At 73.1% G+C, this 17,412-nt stretch carries 17 protein-coding genes; 13 read left to right on the forward strand and 4 right to left on the reverse strand.

Translation table 11 applies throughout. The annotated features are described in order from the left end of the window. The first annotated feature begins 47 nt into the window (after positions 1-47). The 6 genes from ACFQH9_RS19285 (at position 48) to ACFQH9_RS19310 (ending at position 5,158) form a co-directional block, all read left to right on the forward strand. Positions 48-698, forward strand: coding sequence for a TetR/AcrR family transcriptional regulator (locus ACFQH9_RS19285; RefSeq protein WP_379567549.1), 651 nt, complete (start codon positions 48-50; stop codon positions 696-698). A gap of 92 nt (positions 699-790) precedes the next feature. Then, positions 791-1,330: a hypothetical protein gene (locus ACFQH9_RS19290; protein WP_379567550.1), complete on the forward strand. Its 540-nt coding sequence runs from the start codon at positions 791-793 to the stop codon at positions 1,328-1,330. A gap of 62 nt (positions 1,331-1,392) precedes the next feature. Beyond that, the gene (locus ACFQH9_RS19295; RefSeq protein ID WP_379567551.1) at positions 1,393-2,556 is read left to right on the forward strand and encodes an LLM class flavin-dependent oxidoreductase; all 1,164 of its coding nucleotides are present in this window, start codon (positions 1,393-1,395) and stop codon (positions 2,554-2,556) included. After that, entirely contained in the window at positions 2,553-3,305 is a 753-nt protein-coding gene (locus ACFQH9_RS19300) for an SDR family NAD(P)-dependent oxidoreductase (protein ID WP_379567552.1), read from the forward strand. Before ACFQH9_RS19295 ends, ACFQH9_RS19300 begins: the two co-directional genes overlap by 4 nt. A 9-nt stretch (positions 3,306-3,314) precedes the next feature. After that, entirely contained in the window at positions 3,315-4,241 is a 927-nt protein-coding gene (locus tag ACFQH9_RS19305) for an alpha/beta hydrolase (protein WP_379567553.1), read from the forward strand. Continuing rightward, positions 4,238-5,158, forward strand: coding sequence for a TIGR03621 family F420-dependent LLM class oxidoreductase (locus tag ACFQH9_RS19310; protein ID WP_379567554.1), 921 nt, complete (start codon positions 4,238-4,240; stop codon positions 5,156-5,158). Before ACFQH9_RS19305 ends, ACFQH9_RS19310 begins: the two co-directional genes overlap by 4 nt. A gap of 50 nt (positions 5,159-5,208) precedes the next feature. On the opposite strand, the gene ACFQH9_RS19315 is transcribed toward ACFQH9_RS19310, so the two are convergent. Beyond that, complete coding sequence (locus tag ACFQH9_RS19315; RefSeq protein ID WP_379567555.1) at positions 5,209-6,045, reverse strand: SDR family NAD(P)-dependent oxidoreductase; 837 nt, start codon at positions 6,043-6,045, stop codon at positions 5,209-5,211. Positions 6,046-6,126: 81 nt separating this feature from the next. Between ACFQH9_RS19315 and ACFQH9_RS19320 the strand changes: the two genes are divergently transcribed. The 5 genes from ACFQH9_RS19320 (at position 6,127) to ACFQH9_RS19340 (ending at position 11,258) form a co-directional block, all read left to right on the forward strand. Continuing rightward, positions 6,127-6,942, forward strand: a complete 816-nt coding sequence (locus tag ACFQH9_RS19320) for an SDR family NAD(P)-dependent oxidoreductase (protein WP_379567556.1) — start codon at positions 6,127-6,129, stop codon at positions 6,940-6,942. Continuing rightward, the gene (locus ACFQH9_RS19325; RefSeq protein WP_379567557.1) at positions 6,939-7,925 is read left to right on the forward strand and encodes a phosphotriesterase family protein; all 987 of its coding nucleotides are present in this window, start codon (positions 6,939-6,941) and stop codon (positions 7,923-7,925) included. The genes ACFQH9_RS19320 and ACFQH9_RS19325 overlap by 4 nt, the downstream gene beginning before the upstream one ends. Positions 7,926-8,049: 124 nt before the next feature. Beyond that, positions 8,050-9,552, forward strand: a complete 1,503-nt coding sequence (locus ACFQH9_RS19330) for an MFS transporter (RefSeq protein WP_379567558.1) — start codon at positions 8,050-8,052, stop codon at positions 9,550-9,552. A 69-nt stretch (positions 9,553-9,621) separates the two neighbouring features. After that, complete coding sequence (locus tag ACFQH9_RS19335; RefSeq protein WP_379567559.1) at positions 9,622-10,374, forward strand: SDR family NAD(P)-dependent oxidoreductase; 753 nt, start codon at positions 9,622-9,624, stop codon at positions 10,372-10,374. Then, the gene (locus ACFQH9_RS19340) at positions 10,371-11,258 is read left to right on the forward strand and encodes an SDR family NAD(P)-dependent oxidoreductase (RefSeq protein ID WP_379567560.1); all 888 of its coding nucleotides are present in this window, start codon (positions 10,371-10,373) and stop codon (positions 11,256-11,258) included. The genes ACFQH9_RS19335 and ACFQH9_RS19340 overlap by 4 nt, the downstream gene beginning before the upstream one ends. Before the next feature lie 111 nt (positions 11,259-11,369). Here the strand turns inward: ACFQH9_RS19340 and ACFQH9_RS19345 are convergent, their stop codons facing one another. Continuing rightward, positions 11,370-12,185, reverse strand: a complete 816-nt coding sequence (locus ACFQH9_RS19345) for an SDR family NAD(P)-dependent oxidoreductase (protein ID WP_379567561.1) — start codon at positions 12,183-12,185, stop codon at positions 11,370-11,372. Position 12,186: 1 nt separating this feature from the next. Next, positions 12,187-14,370, reverse strand: coding sequence for an acetate--CoA ligase family protein (locus ACFQH9_RS19350; protein WP_379567562.1), 2,184 nt, complete (start codon positions 14,368-14,370; stop codon positions 12,187-12,189). A 98-nt stretch (positions 14,371-14,468) separates the two neighbouring features. On the opposite strand from ACFQH9_RS19350, the gene ACFQH9_RS19355 reads away from it, so the two are divergent. Both ACFQH9_RS19355 and ACFQH9_RS19360 read left to right on the forward strand, forming a co-directional pair. Then, positions 14,469-15,329, forward strand: coding sequence for an enoyl-CoA hydratase (locus tag ACFQH9_RS19355; protein WP_379567563.1), 861 nt, complete (start codon positions 14,469-14,471; stop codon positions 15,327-15,329). Between the two features lie 7 nt (positions 15,330-15,336). Beyond that, a complete protein-coding gene (locus ACFQH9_RS19360) occupies positions 15,337-16,263 on the forward strand; it encodes a cyclase family protein (protein ID WP_379567564.1) in 927 nt (308 codons plus the stop codon). Here the strand turns inward: ACFQH9_RS19360 and ACFQH9_RS19365 are convergent. Continuing rightward, positions 16,241-16,984: an MBL fold metallo-hydrolase gene (locus tag ACFQH9_RS19365; RefSeq protein ID WP_379567565.1), complete on the reverse strand. Its 744-nt coding sequence runs from the start codon at positions 16,982-16,984 to the stop codon at positions 16,241-16,243. The genes ACFQH9_RS19360 and ACFQH9_RS19365 overlap by 23 nt on opposite strands. Positions 16,985-17,412: the final 428 nt, after the last annotated feature.

Consider the following 17,412-nt stretch of genomic DNA (forward strand, 5'->3'; position numbering starts at 1 on the left):
CGTCCTCCGCCGCATCGCGCCGGGGCCCCCCGCTACGGTGGGGAGCCATGGAGGAGTCGAGCGGGGACCCGGCGAGCGACACCGGGCCGGGGACTCGGCGTCGCACCGGTGTGCGGGAACTGCACCGGCAGCTCACCCGGCAGCGGCTGCTCGACGCGGCGGTGGACTGCTTCACCGCCTCCGGGTACGTGGCGACCACGATCGAGCACATCACGGCGACGGCGGGCACCACCCGGGCCACCTTCTACCGTCACTTCGCCACCAAGGCCGAGGTCGTCATCGAGATCCTGCGCGTGCTGGGGGAGGACTTCGAGTCGGCCTTCGTGGCCCTGGCGGAGATCGCCGAGGCCCCCGAGCGCGGCGCCGTCCGCCAGTGGCTCGGCGCCACGTTGGACACCTGGGACAAGACCCGCAAGGCGTCGTCGGCGGTCGCCGAGGCCGCCGCCGTCGAGCCGACGGTCCAGGCCCACCGTTCGGCCGCCTTCGAGCGCGACATCGCGAACCTCGCCGACGGGTTGCAACGCAGTGGGCGCTGGGGCCCGGACGCCGCGCGCGTGCGTGCCGTGGTGCTGATGTCCCAGCTCGAGCAGCTGTTCGTGCGCTGGTCCACCCAGGGGTGGGACGTGGACCGGGCGAGCGTGGTCGAGGTGCTCACCGCGATGTGGAGCGCAGCGTTGGACCTGCCGGAGACCGACTGACCTCCTCCGAGCGTTTCACGAGACTTGGAGTCTCTTGACGAGACCGATGGTCTGCGTTACACCTTAGGGGACACGAGTCGAGGGAGAAGCCAATGACGGCTGCACTCATGCCCCGCGCGATCGCGCACCCGATCGCCCCACCGACCCCGCCGCGGTCGACCCGTTCCGCCGAGCGGTCCACCGTCGCCGGCCTGGCCCTCGGCTGGGGGCTCGAGGTCGTCCTGCGTGCCGCCCTCAGCGGCGCTGAGGGCTCCGAGCTGCACCGCGCCGGACCCCTCGGTGGGCTCGTCGTCGCGGCGCGGGCCGAGGGCGCGCAGGCGCAGCCACGGTGGCAGACGCAGCCGTCGGACGTCGCGTCGCTCGTCCCGGCCCGGCTGGACGGCCGGCCGGTCGCGCTTGTCGTGGTCGGGGAGTGCCCCGACGCCTCCGCCGAGCTCCTCGCAGCGCTGCGCGCGGCGGTCGTCGAGGCCGGGGGGCTCCCGGTCGGGGCGGGCCTGTGGCTCGACCCGATCGACGTCCGGTGTGACGGGGGAGGAGACCTGCTCGACGTCACGGTGCACTCCACCCTGGCCCTGCTCGGTCGCCGCGTGCGGCGGCTGGCCTGGTCGCGCCGCGTCCTGCGGCGAGGCTGACTCCTCTTCCGCTCCCAGCAAGCAAGCGCTAGGTTACCCACGTCATCCTTGAGGAGAGACCGTTGAAGTTCTCCATGATCTTCGAGGCGCAGATCGCCGACCCGACTCCGGAGAAGGAGCGGCAGGTCTACTTCGACTCGATCGAACAGGCCGTCTACGCCGAGCAGATGGGGTTCGACGGCATCTGGGCCGTCGAGCACCACGGGCTCGAGCACTACTCCCACATGTCGGCCCCGGAGCTCTTCCTCGCCACGGTCGCCGCGAAGACCTCGCGCATCCGGATCGGCCACGGCGCGGTCTGCATGCCGTTCAACTACAACTTCCCGACCCGGGTCGCCGAGAAGGCCGCGTTCCTGGACGTGCTGTCCAACGGTCGGCTGAACCTCGGTGCGGCGCGCGGCGGCACGCTGCAGGAGGCGGCGCTGTGCAACGTCGATCCGGACCGCACCGCGGCCGAGGTCGAGGAGGCCCTCCGGATCATCAGCGCCGCCTGGCGCTCGGACGACTTCGAGTGGCACGGCGACCTGCTCGACCTGCAGGCCCCACCCGGGAAGGCCCCGCTGCGGATCCTGCCCCGGCCGATCCAGCGTCCCCATCCGCCGCTCTACCTGGCCAGCACCAAGCCGGACACGGTCCTGCACTCCGCGGACCTGGGTGTCGGCGCGCTCATCTTCGGGTTCGCTGGCCTGGACAGCGTCGCCCACCAGCACAAGCTCTACCGCGAGCGGGTCGAGACCCGCACGGGCGAGAAGCTGGTCTCCGACGTGGTCAACGACCAGTTCGTGGCCCTGTGCCCCACGATCGTGCTGCCGGACGCGAAGCAGGCCTTCGAGATCGGTGCGCGCGGGCAGCGCTTCTTCGGCGAGTCGATCGGCTACTGGCACCTCGGGGGCGAGCAGCCGCCGACCGGCGCCACGGTGAACGAGGACAACATCGCCTTCATGCGGGCCAAGGCGGAGGAGCGCGGCGCCGCCTACGACCGCGGTGAGCTGCCCCAGTACTCGGAACGGTCGTTGGCCGCCGCCAACTTCAACATCGACCACGCCTACGGAACGGTCGAGACCGCGATCGACTACGTGACCGAGCTCGAGCGGGTCGGGGTCGACGAGGTGCTGTGCCTGATCCAGATGGGCACCGTGCCGCAGGAGGTCTGCATGGCCACGATCAAGGCCTGGGGCGAGCACGTCATCCCGCACTTCCGCGCGAAGGACGCGGCGCGCGCGTGACCGGAAGGCTCGAGGGGAAGGTCGCGCTGGTCACCGGGGCGGCGCAGGGCCACGGCTTGGCCGAGGCGCGCGCGTTCGCCGCGGAGGGTGCCATCGTGGTGCTCGCCGACGTCGCCGTCGAGGCCGGTGCGGCCGCCGCCGCCGATATCGGGGGTACGGCGGAGTTCGCGGCGCTCGACGTGTCCGACGAGGCCGCCTGGCGGTCGGTCGTCGACGGGATCGTCGCGCGGCACGGCCGGTTGGACGTGCTGCTGAACAACGCCGCGCGTTACCGCACCGGGCCCCTGCTCGACGAGTCGCCGCAGAGCCTCGCGCGGCTCGCGGACGTGAACCTCTACGGCCCGTTCCTGGGCATCCAGGCCGTGGCGAAGCCGATGACCGCGGGCGGGGGCGGGTCCATCATCAACGTCTCGTCGACGGCCGGGCTCACCGGCTACGCCGGGCACGGTGCCTACGGGCTGTCCAAGTGGGCGCTGCGCGGGCTCACCCGGGTCGCCGCCGTCGAGCTCGCCCCGTTGGGCATCCGGGTGACCTGCCTGATCCCGGGGGCCGTCGCGGGGCCGATGCTCGAGAGCAACGTCCCGCCCGAGGTGCTCGCCGATCCCGCGCACTGGGCGGGCACGCCGCTGGCGCGTGCGGGCAGGCCGGAGGAGGTCGCGCGCGCGGCGGTCTTCCTGGCGAGCGACGACTCGTCCTACGTCACGGCCACCGAGCTGGTGGTCGACGGCGGCTCGACGGGTACCGGCTGAGGGGGACCCGTGACCGACCTGATCATCGACCCGGAGTTCGTCGAGCTGCTCACGGTCTTCCCGCCGCTGCAGTTCGTCGACCCGATGGCCCAGCGGGCCACACTCGCCGAGGTCCGACGCGCGTCCTCACCCTCCTCGCTGCCCGAGGACGTCGTGGTGGAGCGTGCCGTCGTCGACGAGGCGGGTATCGCGGTGCCGGTCCACCGGTTCCGGCCGCAGGAGCTCCCCGAACGAGCACCGGTCCTGATCTGGATGCATGGCGGCGGCTACTGCATCGGGACCCCGGACGAGGACGCGGGCCTGTGCGCCTGGCTCGCCCGCAAGCTGGGTGCGCTGGTCGTGTCGGTCGACTATCGGCTGGCGCCCGAGCACCCGTACCCCGCCGGGCTGGACGACTGCTGCGCGGTGGTCCGCGCAGTCTCTGCGCAGTTCCCGGAGAGCCGGATCGCCATCGGCGGCGCCAGCGCGGGCGCTGGGCTCGCCGCGGCGGTGACCCTGCGGGCGCGATCGGGGGACTGCCCCATGCCCGACGCGCAGCTGCTGATCATGCCGTTCCTCGACGCTCGCCTGTCCTCGGCGTCGATGCACGAGCTGGCCGAGGCGCCGGTCTTCACTGCGAAGGACGCGGCGGACTGCTGGCGGCACTACCTCGGCGACCGGGTCGGCGACCCGCCCGCCGACGGGTCACCGAGCGCGGCGGCCGACCTGGCCGGGCTGCCGCCCGCCTACGTCGCGGTGGCGGGCACCGACTGTCTGCGCGACGAGGCGATCGACTACGCCCTCCGGCTTCAGGCCGCGGGGGTGCCGGCGGAGCTGCATGTTGTTCCTGGTGTGCCGCACGGATTCACCGGGCTGTTGCCCGGGTCGACCGCCGCCCGCCGAATCAGGACGGAGCTGGCCGCCGTCGCGAGCCGACTACTCGAGGAGCAGACATGACCGAACGCAAACCCTTCAAGTTCGGGGTCGTCGTCCGCAAGGCGGACTCGGGCAAGGAGTGGGCCGAGCGGGCCCGCCTCATCGAGGCCTCCGGCTTCACCACCCTGCTCATGCCGGATCACTTCGTGGGACCGCGCTTCGCCCCGATCGCCGGTCTGACCGCCGCGGCGATGGCGACGACGACCCTGCGCATCGGCACCCTGGTCTTCAGCAACGACTACCGCCACCCGGTCGTCTTGGGCAAGGAGCTCGCCACGCTCGACGTGGTCTCCGACGGCCGGCTCGACGTCGGCCTCGGCACCGGGTGGATGCGCGAGGACTACGACCGGGCGGGCCTTCCCTTCGATCCGCCCAAGGTGCGGTTCGACCGCTTCGTCGAGGCCGTCGACGTGCTGCGCGGGGTGTGGAGCGACGGCCCGTTCTCCTACCAGGGCACCTACTACCAGCTCGACGAGCTGGTCCAGGAGCCCAAGCCGGTGCAGAAGCCGTTCCCGAAGCTGCTGCTGCCCGGCGGCGGCCCGAAGATGCTGGCGCTCGCGGGCAAGGTGGCGGACTACGTCAACCTGACCCTGCAGGTGCGCGCGGACGGCTCGGGCGTCCGCGCCTCCGACGGCGGGTTGGAGTCCTTCCTCGGCAAGATCGAGACGGTCCGCGCCGCCGCGGGGGCACGCTTCTCCCGCATCGACATCGGTACCAGCGTTCAGCAGGTCGGCGTGCCCGCGGAGAAGGAGAACTGGAGCGCGGTCAACCTCGACCGTCAGCAGGAGACCCCGCAGATCGTGCTGGGCGGCCCGGACGAGATGGCCGACAAGCTCCGCTACTGGCGCGACACCCACGGCCTGAACTTCTTCGTCCTGCACAACGACAAGGATCTGGAGACCTTCATCCCGGTCGTGGAGCGCCTCGCAGGCAGATGAGCGCACCCCCACCGAAGGGCCCCGGCGGATCGCCGGGGCCCTTCGTCATGTCAGACCCCGTAACCGCCGTCGACGTCGAGGCACTGGCCGGAGATGAAGCCGGCGCGGGGGGAGGCGAGGAAGGCGGCGGCCTCGGCGATGTCCTGGGCCAGGCCGAAGCGGCGCAGGGGGATGTTGCGGCGGGCCACGGCCAGGGCCGTGTCGTCGAGCTCGCCGCTGCTGATCAGCCGGTCCGCCATGCCGTCGGTCAGCATGCCCGGGCCCACGCAGTTGACCCGGATGCCGAAGCGGCCCTCCTCGGCGGCGAATGCCTTGGCCACCTGCTCGACGGCACCCTTGATGCCCGAGGACAGCCCATCCCGCACGGGGTAGCGCCGGGTCGCGGCGGTGGTGACGACGACGATCGAGCCCGAGGTCTCCCGCAGCAGCGGCAGCGCGGCGTGCGCGAGGTTGAAGAACGCCACGGCGTCCGCGTCGAGCTGGGCCTTGTACTGCGCGGGGGTGACCTTGCTCAGGTGCACCATCGGCACGTGCGGACCTGCGGCGTAGACCAGTGTGTGCAGGCCGCCGAACACCTCGCCGACCCGTTGCACCACCGCGGCCGTGGCCTCGGGGTCGGACAGGTCGAGCGCGAAGCTCTCGGTAGCCTGCCCGCGGTCCTTCACCTCGGCGGTCAGCGCGCCCGCCGCCGTGGCGTTGGACCGGTAGGTGAACGCGACGTCGCTGCCGCGCTCTGCGAGGGTTCGCACGATCGCGGCGCCGATCCCGCCGGTCCCGCCCGCGACGAGGGCGGCTCCCGGGAGCCCCTCGAAGTCAGCTGAGAGATCCACTGAGAAGCCCGCCGGGGTCTCACGCGCCATGGTCCACCCGTCCTCGTCGTCGGTCACGCTCCCGTGAGACTACCAAGCAACTGCTTGCTCTAGTAGGGTCCGGGAGACTGATGCTGCTCGAGGACGAGGAGGACGTCGATGACGGCGTGGGAGGACAAGGTCGCGATCGTCACGGGGGCTGCGCAGGGCGTGGGCCGCGCCACAGCGCTGCGGCTCGCGGCGCTCGGGGCGAAGGTCGTGGTCGACGACATCCAGAAGGAGAAGCTCGACGAGGTCGCCGAGGAGATCCGGGCGGCGGGCGGCACGGTGCACGCCGTGGTGGCGGACGTCGGGATCCGCGAGGACGTGGAGCGGCTGGTCGGGGAGGCCGAGCGCACCTTCGGCCGGCTCGACGTCCTGATCAACAACGCGGTGGCCTACGGCGGCGTCGAGAAGGCGGACGTGAACGTCGAGAACACCCCGGAGGACGCCTGGGAGCGCACCTTCGCAGTGAACTTCTACGGCGCGGTCTGGGGCTCGCGCTACGCCATCCCGGTCATGCAGCGCGGCGGTGGCGGCGTGATCGTCAACGTCGGCTCCACCTCGGGGTTCAGCGGCGACACCGTGCACGCGGCCTACGCGGCGTCCATGGCGGCCAAGTACTCGCTGACCCGATCCACAGCGACCTCGCACGGCAAGCGGGGCATCCGCGCCAACGCCATCGCCAGCGGCCTGATCCTGAGCCCCACCGCGAAGCAGAACCTCTCGGCCGAGAAGCTGGCCGCCTACGACGCGAACCTGCTGGTGGAGGACTTCGCCGAGCCCGACGACCTGGCGTCGGTCATCGTGTTCCTGGCCGGCGACGAGTCCCGTTACGTCACCGGGCAGACGCTGATCGTCGACGGCGGCTTCCAGGCGCACCAGCCCTGGCACGCGCAGAACGACATCGTGCACCCCCAGGCGCCGATCCTGTGAGCGGGCCGACCGTCCCCACGGCTCGCGGCGAGGTCGCCGTCGAGGCCCTGGGCAAGACCCTGATGCACGAGCACATCTTCGTCACCAGCCCGGAGATCCAGCAGAACTGGCCGGACTACCCGGAGCAGTGGGACGAGGAGGTGCAGATCGAGGAGGCCGTGACCCGGCTGGCGGCGCTCAAGGCCGCCGGGTTCGACACCCTCGTCGACCTGACCGTGATCGGGCTCGGCCGCTACGTCCCGCGCGTGGTGCGCGTGGCGGAGCGGTCCGAGGTCAACATCGTGGTGGCCACCGGTGCCTACGTGCTCTCGGAGCTGCCGGTCTACTTCCACTACCGCGGGCCCGGCACGCCGGCGGGCGGACCGGACCGGCTCGCCGAGTTCTTCGTCCGGGACATCACCGAGGGCATCACCGGCACGGGCGTGCGCGCCGCTCTGCTCAAGTGTGTGACGGACGAGGCGGGGCTGACCAAGGACGTCGATCGTGTGCTGCGGTCCGTGGCCGCCGCCCACCGGCAGACCGGGGTGCCGATCACCACGCACACCCACTCCGGGCTGCGGCGCGGGCTCGACCAGCAGAAGGTGTTCGCCGAGGAGGGGGTCGACCTCTCCCGGGTGATCATCGGCCACTCGGGCGACACGGACGACTACGACTACCTCGAGCAGCTGGTCGACGCCGGGTCCTATCTGGGCATGGACCGCTTCGGGCTGGACACGGTCTCCTTCGACAAGCGCGTGGAAATCGTGGCGACGATGTGCGAGCGCGGGCACGCCCGGCGGATGGTGCTCTCGCACGACACGTCCTGCTTCTCGGACATGTCCGACCCGGTCCGGCGGCGCGAGCTGTACCCGAACTGGAAATGGACCCACATCGCCGAGGACGTGCTCCCGGCGCTGCGGGCCCGCGGCGTGTCCGAGGATGACATCGACGCGATGCTGGTCGGCAATCCGCAGCGGATCTTCGCACGTCGAGGCGGGTACTGAGACACGGAGTCTCTTGCCAAGCATGCGCTTGGTTGGCTACGGTTCTCGACGACTTCCCGCACGCCCGACCGCGGTAGGTCGTCCCCGGACGTGCAGTGCTGCAGTCATCGGAGGTACTCGAATCGTGGTAGCAGACTCCTCGGCGCCGCAGGGCGCCCGGACCGGCCCGAAACCCGACGCGCCCGTCGACGCGACCGGCCGGACCTGGACGCCGCGTCTGATCGTCGCGCTGCTGGTCATCGTCCTGATGGGCGAGCTGGCCGCGTTCTCCTACAACCTCGTGGCAACGGCCCTGCCGGGGATCGCCACACACTTCCAGACCACCCAGATCGGCTGGACGATCACCATCGCGAACCTCGCGGCCGCGGTCGTGGTCGCGGTGATCGGCAAGCTCGCCGACCTGCGCGGCAAGCGTCTCCTGCTGGTCATCACCCTCGTGCTGTCGGGCCTGGGCGCGGTACTGTCCGCGATCGCCCCGAACTACGGTCTGTTCATCGTCGGGCGAGCCCTACAGGGTCTGCTGTACGTGACACCGGCACTGGGCTACTCGCTGATCCGCGACGTGTTCCCGAAGAAGGTCGTCGCGTTCGCCATCACCATCACGCTGACCGGGTCGGGTCTGACGTTCATCCTCGCTCCGTTCCTGGCGGGGTGGCTGATCGACTCGTTCGGCGCGCTCTCGGTGTTCTGGTTCGTGGCCATCTACGAGGCCGTCTGCGTCGTGGGGGTGCTCCTGCTGCTGCCGGAGTCGCCGCTGCGGGTGCGGGCGCGGCTCGACTGGCCGGGTGCCGTGCTGCTCGGCGTCGGTGGTGCGGCGCTGATCTTCGCCCTGGGTGAGGGGCCGACCTGGGGGTGGCTGTCGCTGCCCACGCTCGGCCTGATCGTCGGTGGCCTGGCCGCGTTCGCGGCCTGGATCTGGTGGGACCGCACCTTCCCGGAGCCGCTGATCCACCTCCCGCTGCTGCGCAGCAAGCCGATGTGGACCACGTTCCTGCTGGGCGCCACCGTCTACGCCACGACCGGGATCGTGTCCTCGATCGTGCCGAGCATGCTGCAGACGCCCCGCGAGGTCGGCGAGACCTTCGGCTTCGGGACCGACGCGTTCGGCGTCGCCTACTACCTGGCACCCATGGGAGCCGCGATGGTTCTGGCCGGGTTCATCTGCGGGAGCCGGGCACGCACCTGGGGCATCCGCAACCCGATGCTCGTCGGTGCTGCACTGCTCACGGTCGGCGCGGCCGGCCTCGCGCTGTGGCACTCCGAGCCCTGGCAGGTGGCAGGCCTGCTGATCGTCTTCGGGCTCGGGATGGGTGCGACGTACGGCGGTCTGCCCAACCTCGTCGTGCAGGCGGCGCCACCGGAGCAGCAGGGCATCGCCGCGACGATGGCGCTCGCGGGCCAGAACATCGGCACGGTGCTGCTGATCCAGGTCGCGTTCGCGTTCCTGGTGGCCAACGTGATCCCGGTCGGGGACCAGGTGCTCTACGGCGCCGGCGGATACCAGGCGGCCTACCTGGTGGCGGCGCTCTGTGGCGCCGCCAGCCTGCTCGTCACGTTCATCCTGCCGCACGGCCGTCGGGAGAACGTGCTGGCGATGAAGACCGCCGGGGACGTCGTCGCCCACTGAGGGCGCAGCAAGGGTCGGACGCGCCGGGGTTCCCTGCCGGCGCGTCCGTCTCGTGGGAGGGGGCTCGAGATGCGCGTGGCGATCGTCACCGGGGCGGCCGGGGGGATCGGGCGGGCGAGTGCCGTCGCGCTCGCGGCGGCGGGCGACACCGTGGTGTGCGCCGACCTCGACCCGGAGGGCGCGGCCCGGACGGCCGGGGAGGTCGACGGCATGGCCACCCCGCTCGACGTCACCGACGCGGCGGCCGTCCGTGCGCTGGTCGGCCACGTCATCGACCGCTTCGGACGCCTCGACGTCTACGCGAACGTGGCCGGGGCCGTCACCAGCCGCGGTCCGGTCGCGGACCTGGGCGAGGAGGACTTCCGGCGCAGCCTCGACCTGAACCTGACCAGTCTCGTCTTCGGCTGTCAGGCCGCTGCGGCCGTGATGAAGGCGGGTGCGGCGATCGTCAACGTCGGATCCGGCACGGTCGACGCCGCCGTCGGCGACCTGGCCGCGTACAGCATCGCCAAGGCAGGGGTCCTGCAGCTGACCCGCAGCCTGGCCCGGGAGCTGGGTGCGGCCGGGATCCGGGTGAACGCGGTGTCACCGGGCTACATCCTCACAGGCATGACCGAGGAGCACTTCCGTGGGCGGGACGGCGAGATCGACCCGCAACGCCGCGCGGAGATCCTGCGCACCCAGGCCGAGGGGGTGCCGTTGGGCCGCGCCGGGCTGGCCGCGGAGGTCGGTTCGGTTGTGGCGTTCCTCGCGAGCGACGCCGCCTCGTACGTGACCGGGCAGGTCATCCGGGTCAACGGCGGCAGCGTGATGCCGCTGTGAACGCGGGGAGCCTGCGGGAGCCCGCGGTCCCCGACGTCGTCCTCCCCGGACTCGCCGGTCGCGACGTGCTCGTGGTGGGCGCCGCGAGCGGGGGCGTCGGCACCGCCACCACCGCGATGCTGGTCCGCTCGGGGGCCCGGGTCGTCGCGGTGGACCGGGCGGAGGACCGGCTCGCCGCGCTCGTGGCCCGCCACCCGGGGACCACCCCGGTGGTCGCGGACGTCCTCACCGCGGAGGGGACGGCCGCCGTCCAGCGGGCCGTGGCCGCGGCCGACCTCGCCGGCCTGGTGAACGTCGTCGGCGGGGTCACCCCGGGCGACATCGGCCACGTGCTGGAGCTGACCGCGGACCAGTGGCGGCAGGGCTGGGAGCTCAACGCCGGGTACGCCCTCGAGACCTGCAGGCTCGCGGCGCGCCGCATGGTCCGCACCGGCCGTGGGGGAGTGCTCGTGAACCTCTCGGTCGCCGACGCCCGTCGCGCCATGCCCTGGTTCGCGCCCTACGGCTCCGCGCGCTCGGCCCTGGAGTCCGCCACCCGGACCATGGCGGTCGAGCTGGGGCCCTTCGGGATCCGGGCGAACACGGTCGCCTGGGGGCTCATCGACAGCCCGCGCGCCCACTCGGGCGCGGGCTCCGACGGCACCCGTGAACGCGACCTGATCCCGCTCGGGCGTCGCGGCGGAGTGGGGGACGTCGCGTCGGCGGTGCTGTACCTGCTGTCGGACCTCGCGGCGTACGTCACCGGCCAGACGGTCGTCGTGGACGGCGGCCAGTCGCTGCGGGCCGCCCACGACGGGCCCCGGCACAACATCCCGGAGTTCCTGGAGCTTGCGGGTGCGCGCGCCGCGTTGCGGGCGACGATCGATCGCATCGCGAGCGCCTAGAACGGAGATCCGGCGTCGAGCAGACCACCGGGAGCGGTTCACCGAGCCGGCCGCGTCGGGCCCGCGGACGCGCCGGGCAGGTGTCGTCGTTGAGGACCGCGACGCGCGTGGTCACCGCGCCCGGCGCCGGGCGAGCGCGCGCTCGACCGACACGGACGCCTTGTGCGCCAGCCGACCCGAGTCGGCGATGTAGGTCTGACCAGTGACCGCCGCGGCAGCGTCGGAACCGAGGATGGCGCAGACCTCGGCGACATCGTGCGGGCTGGCGGGATGCGGTAGCAGCCGCTCGACCGCGGCCATCTCGGCGACGCTGGGGAGCTCCCGGTCGCGGGTCTCCGGGTTCGCCATGTACCCGGGCGCGACGGCGTTGCAGCGGATGTTCCGGTGCCCGTACATGGTGGCGACGTACCGGGTCAGCGCCTCGATCGCGGCCTTCGAGGCCCCGTAGGCCGCGCCGGTCGGTTTGCCCTGGTGGGCGCCCGTGGAGGAGGTGGTGACGATCGCGCCACCGCCGGTCTCCAGCATCGCGCGGACCCCGTGCTTGCAGGAGAGCATCACCCCGCGCAGGTTCACGGCCAGGACCCCGTCCCAGATCGCGGGGTCCAGGTCCACCAGGTCGCCGTCGCGGCGGTGCAGCTCGCCCGCGGTCGCGGCGGCCACGGTGAACAGCGCGTCGAGCCGGCCCGCGGCGCGCACGGTGGTGGCGACCATGGCCTCCACCGCGGGCTCGTCCGTCACGTCCACGACCGCCGCGACGGCCCGCCCGCCGTCTGCGCGGATCCCGGCGGCGACCTGCTCGGCGCCGGCGCCGTCGAGGTCGGCGACGGTGACGTGCGCCCCCTCGGCGGCCAGCAGCCGGGCGAGCGCACGGCCGAGACCGGACGCGCCGCCGGTCACCAGGACGCCCTTGTCCGGGTAGCGGGACACCTCAGACGCGCCGGGCGTCGAAACGCTGGGCGGCGGCGATGGCGCGGGCGGCCTCGTCGAAGCTCGGGTGGACCCGGATGCCGGTGTCGGTGACGAAGCGGCGCAACAGGTCCGCGTCCTCGCCCGCCGCCACGTCCGCGTTGCGGGTCACCACCGCGAGGCGGACCGGGTAGCGGCGCGCCACCAGGTCCTGCAGCTCGGCGACGAGCGGGGCGAGCCCGGCGGTGCCGTAGCTGTAGTACGAGGCGACGTTCACGTGGACGAGCAGATCGAGGTACGGCTGGCCGTCCGCCGCGAGGATCGGGGCCAGCGCGTTCCCGACGATGCCGGTTGGGGACGCAGGACCGACCGGCACCTCCAGCGGGTTCGCGACACTGGTTCCCGCACCGAACCCGTTGTCGCGCAGGGTCTCCCGCAGACCGTCGCGCAGCGGGGTGAGGGTCAGCCCGGCGCGGTCGCACGCGTCGGTGGCGAGCACGGAGGCGCCACCGCCGAGGCCGATCACGAGGACCCCCTCGGCACCCGGTGCCGGGACGTGGTGGCGGTGGTGCTGCAGGTACCCGAGCCCGGCGACGAGGTCCTCGAGGGTCTCGACGAGGGTGAGCCCGGTGGCCTCCGCGACGGCCTCCCAGACCTGGGTGGCGCCCGCCATCGACCCGGTGTGCGAGGCGACGGCCGCGGAGCCCTGGACGCTGGAGCCGCCGCGCAGCGCCACGACCGGCTTGTGGCCGTCGGCCCGGCGCAGCGCCGCGAGCAGGTCCCGGCCGTCCTTCGTGCCCTCGACGTAGAGCCCCACGACCTCGGTCTCCGGGTCGTCGACCAGCCAGCCGAGCAGCTCGGCCTGGGTGACGTCGATGGCGTTGCCGATGCTGACGACCTTGCCGAACCGCACTCCGCGCCGCGACCCCACGGTGACGAGGTCGCCGGACAGCCCGCCGCTCTGCGACACCACCGCCACGCTGCCGCCCTCCTTCGGCGCGCCGAGGGTGAAGGTCTGGCGGCCCGCGGGAGCGAAGACGCCCAGGCAGTTCGGGCCGATCAGCCGGGTCCCGGTGCCGCGCACCGCGTCCGCGACCCGCTGTTGCAGCTCCGCGCCCTCCGCGCCCATCTCGGCGAAGCCGCCGGTGATGACGTGCACGAAGGCCGTGCCCGCCGCGGCGGCCGCGGCGACGACTTCCGGCACGGCGCGGGCCGGCACGGCGACGACGAGGTAGTCCAGCCCACCGGGGACGTCCGCTGGCCCGGCGACGGCGGGCACCCCGTCGACCTCGGCGGCCGAGGGGTGGAGCGCGTAGAGCCCGTCGGTCCAGCCCATCTCGCGGTAGCCGGCGAGGAAGCGGTTGCCGAAGCTCGGCCGTTTGGTGGAGGCCCCCGCGACCGCGATCGTGCGCGGGGCGAACAGCGTGTCGAACGCGGTCGCCGGGTGGGTCGGGGCGGGCTGCGCCGCGTCCGGTTCGAGGACGAGCCGGGCGTCGAGCGCGGTGGCCCCCTCCGGCGTGACGACGACGGGGTTGCACTCGAACTCGACCAGCGCGTCCCCGACCGCGGCCACCAGCCCGTCCGGCCCCGCGACGGCGAGCAGCAGCCGGACCAGGGCCTCGGTGTCGACCGGCGCGCGGCCCCGGGCCCCGGACAGCAGCGGCGCCCCGGGGAAACCCTCGACCAGCGCGCGAGCGTCGTCCTCGGACAGTGGAGCGACCCGCAGGGCGTGCAGGCCGAGCAGCTCGGTGGCCACCCCGCCGAGCCCGAGCAGCAGGACGTGGCCGAAGGTCGCGTCCCGCACCACGCCGACGATGAGCTCCGTGCCGCCCGGGTGCTGCTCCTCGACCAGGAACCCGTCCGGGGTGATGCCCCGGGCGGCGAGTGCGGCGTCCATCGCGGCGACGGCCTCGTCCACCTCGGCCGGGGCGAGCCCCAGCCGCACGGCGCCGACGTCGCTCTTGTGCAGCAGGCCGGGTCCGAAGGCCTTGAGCACCACCGGGCCGGTGAGCGCGGACGCGTCGACCCGGTCCCCGCGGGCGGCGGTCGCGGACCGCGGGACGACCACGCCCCGCTGCGCGAGCAGAGCCTTGACCCGCGGCTCGGGGACACTGACCCGACCGGCGACCCCGCCCGCCTCCGCGCTGCTCAGGGCGACGGCGCCCGTCACCAGGTCGGACACGGGGCTGGTTGCTGATGAGGTCATCGACGCTCCTTCGAGTCGGGTGCACGCGCGTTGACGGGCCCGCTGCTGCACAGATACCTTGCAGTCGAAGCAAGCGCTTGGTCAAGCAGGAGGTCGACATGGGAGTCGAGACGCCCGAGGGTGCCGGCGCGGTGGTCCGCTACGAGCGCCGCGGCCCGGTGGCCGTGGTGACGATGGACCGTCCGGAGTACCGCAACGCCCAGAACTCGGTGATGACCTACGCCCTGGACGACGCGTTCTACCGCGCCGCGGAGGACGACGAGGTGTCCGTGGTGGTGCTGGCGGGGGAGGGGAAGCACTTCTCCGCCGGGCACGACATCGGGACCCCCGGCCGGGACGTCGAGGTCGCCTACGACCGGCGGGCCGGGCTGTGGTGGAGCCACGTCGGCCGCCAGGGCGCGGAGAACCGGCTGGCCCGCGAGTCCGAGGTCTACCTCGGAATGTGCCGGCGCTGGCGCGAGCTGCCCAAGCCGACCATCGCGATGGTCCAGGGTGCCTGCGTGGCCGGCGGGCTGATGCTCGCGTGGTCCTGCGACATGATCGTCGCGAGCGACGACGCCTTCTTCGCCGACCCGGTCGTGCGGATGGGCATCCCCGGCGTCGAGTACTTCGCCCACCCGTGGGTCATGGGCCCGCGCGCGGCGAAGGAGTTCCTGTTCACCGGGGAGCGGGTGCCCGCCCCGCGCGCCCTGGAGCTCGGCATGGTGAACCGGGTCGTGGCCCGGGACGCGCTGGAGGCCGAGACCTTCGCGATCGCCGAGAAGATCGCGGCGATGCCGCGGTTCGGGCTCGCGCTCACCAAGAAGGCCGTGAACCAGGCCGAGGACCTGATGGGCCTGCAGAGCGGCATGGACTCGGTGTTCGGCCTGCACCACCTCGCGCACGCGCACAACGCCGAGGTCGGCGGGGACTCGCTGGCGGGCCAGGACGCGCGGAGCATGCGCGACGCGGCGAAGTGACGGCGCCGTGAGCGACAACTGGGGTCGCTGGGGTGCGGACGACGAGCGGGGGGCCGCCAACCTGCTGACCCCCGACGTCGTCCTCGCGGCGGTGTCCTCGGTCCGGCAGGGGAGGGTCCTGCCGCTCGCCCAGCCGATCAGCGGCTCCACCTCGGGTCCCGGCGCGGGGCGCGTCCCGCACCTGGCCGGGCGGCCGCTGCCGCAGCACTTCATGTCCGTCGACGGCGGCGACTACGCCGCGGGGGCCCGGCGGCTGCAGGGCGAGATCGGCCTGTCCGACGACGCGCTCGTGCTCTCCCCGCACGGCACCACCACCCACATCGACGCGCTCGCGCACATGTGGCGCGGTGACGCGCTCTACAACGGCCACCCCGCCGACCGGGTCCGCAGCTACGGGGCGACCCGATGCGGGATCGACAAGCTGGGTCCGCTGGTCGCCCGCGGGGTGCTGCTCGATGTGGCCGCCCACCGCGGCATCCCGCACCTGCCCGCGGACACGCTCGTCGACGCCGCGCTGCTCGCCGAGGTCGCCGGCGCGGCGGAGGTCGAGCCGCGGGCCGGGGACGTGGTGCTGGTGCGGACCGGCTGGCCGCAGGTCTTCCGCGGCGAGCCCGCCCGCTACCAGGACGCGCAGCCGGGCCTCGACGGTTCCGGGGCGCGGTGGCTCGTGGAGCGGGACGTCGTGGCCATCGGCAGCGACAACGCCGCCGTCGGTGCCCTGGACCCCGGCTGCACGTTCCACGGAACCCTCGACGAGGACGTCCACCTGCTCACGCTGTGGCGGGCCGGGGTCACCCTGATCGAGATGATGGGGCTCGAGGAGCTCTCCGCCGCAGTCGCGGAGGGCGGGCGCGCCGACTTCCTGTTCGTCGCCGCGCCACTGCCCATCGAGGGGGGCACCGCCAGCCCTCTCACCCCGCTGGCGGTGCTGTAGGCCTCTGGCTGAACACCGTGCCGTCAGGACCCTCGACGGCGGTCGCGGCGCCGCGGGCGACCAGCAGGTCGAGGTGGGCCTTGGTCTCCATCGTCGCCAGCCCCTGCGAGAACTCGTCGAGCTCGGTGTAGGAGCGCTCGTGGCGGGTCCATGTCAGCTGTTGGGCGACCTCGTGCGCGGTCTGCGCGCCGTGGTCGAGCCCGGCGAGGCTGTTGCGCAGCCGGTCCTCGTGGTGCGCGGTGAGCTCGTCCACCCGGGTGTGGGACGACGGGGCCACCGGCCCGTGGGCCGGGAGGATCGTCAGGTCGGGCAGCGACCGGACCCGGGTGAGGGACGCCATGAAGTCGCCGAGGGGGTCGGGCACCGGCGGGACGGTGAACCCGATCGACGGGGTGATGGTGGGGAGCACGTGGTCGCCCGCGAAGAGCAGGCCGGCGCCCTCGTCGGCGAACACGTAGTGGCCGGGTGTGTGGCCCGGGGTGTGCACGGCGTCGAGGGCCCGGGTGCCGACGACGATCCGGTGGTCGGCCTCGAACCACCGGTCCGGGAGGCGCCAGCCCGCGGGGTCGGTCTCCTGGGGCGGCCGGGACGCCCAGTGCTCGGCGAGGTCCCGCGCGCCCGCGCGGACCAGCACCCGGGTGAACGGGGCCGCCTGGGCCTGCGGGTCCGCGTCGGGGGCGAGCAGGTCGAGGGCGGGCTTCTCCGGCAGGCCGAGGCTCACCTCCGCCCCGAAACTCGCGCCCCAGGACCGCAGCCAGGGTGTAGTGGTCGCGGTGGACGTGGGTGACCAGGAAGCGGCGGATGTCGCCGAACCCGTGTCCGAGCTCGCGCAGGCCTCGTTCGAGCACGTCGCGGGCGAGCGGGATGGACCACCCGCCGTCGATGAGGGTCAGCCCGTCCTCGCCCTGGAGCACGTAGACGTTGACGGCGCGCAGCGCGTCCGTCGGGAGGGGGAGCGGGATGCGGTGGACGCCGTCGGCGACCTTCCAAGCGCCCTCCGCCGCCCAGTGCTCGCCCGAGTCGGGGGACACGGCGTGGGCTGTGGACGTGCGCATGGAGGCTCCTCGCTGGTGTTCGATCCGGTCCGACCGAGCGCGTGTGCTCCACCCCGGACCGTAGACGGGGGCGCTCGGCGGAGTCGGCCAAGAC

The organism is Pseudonocardia lutea, from assembly GCF_042658055.1.
GTDB classification, from domain to species: domain Bacteria; phylum Actinomycetota; class Actinomycetes; order Mycobacteriales; family Pseudonocardiaceae; genus Pseudonocardia; species Pseudonocardia lutea.

Excerpts from the sequence above, each read along its gene's own strand:
- ACFQH9_RS19285 (WP_379567549.1), top strand. The coding sequence starts at position 48 with ATGGAGGAGTCGAGCGGGGACCCGGCGAGCGACACCGGGCCGGGGACT.
- ACFQH9_RS19290 (WP_379567550.1), top strand. The coding sequence starts at position 791 with ATGACGGCTGCACTCATGCCCCGCGCGATCGCGCACCCGATCGCCCCA.
- ACFQH9_RS19310 (WP_379567554.1), top strand. The coding sequence starts at position 4,238 with ATGACCGAACGCAAACCCTTCAAGTTCGGGGTCGTCGTCCGCAAGGCG.
- ACFQH9_RS19320 (WP_379567556.1), top strand. The coding sequence starts at position 6,127 with ATGACGGCGTGGGAGGACAAGGTCGCGATCGTCACGGGGGCTGCGCAG.
- ACFQH9_RS19335 (WP_379567559.1), top strand. The coding sequence starts at position 9,622 with ATGCGCGTGGCGATCGTCACCGGGGCGGCCGGGGGGATCGGGCGGGCG.
- ACFQH9_RS19350 (WP_379567562.1), bottom strand. The coding sequence starts at position 14,370 with ATGACCTCATCAGCAACCAGCCCCGTGTCCGACCTGGTGACGGGCGCC.
- ACFQH9_RS19355 (WP_379567563.1), top strand. The coding sequence starts at position 14,469 with ATGGGAGTCGAGACGCCCGAGGGTGCCGGCGCGGTGGTCCGCTACGAG.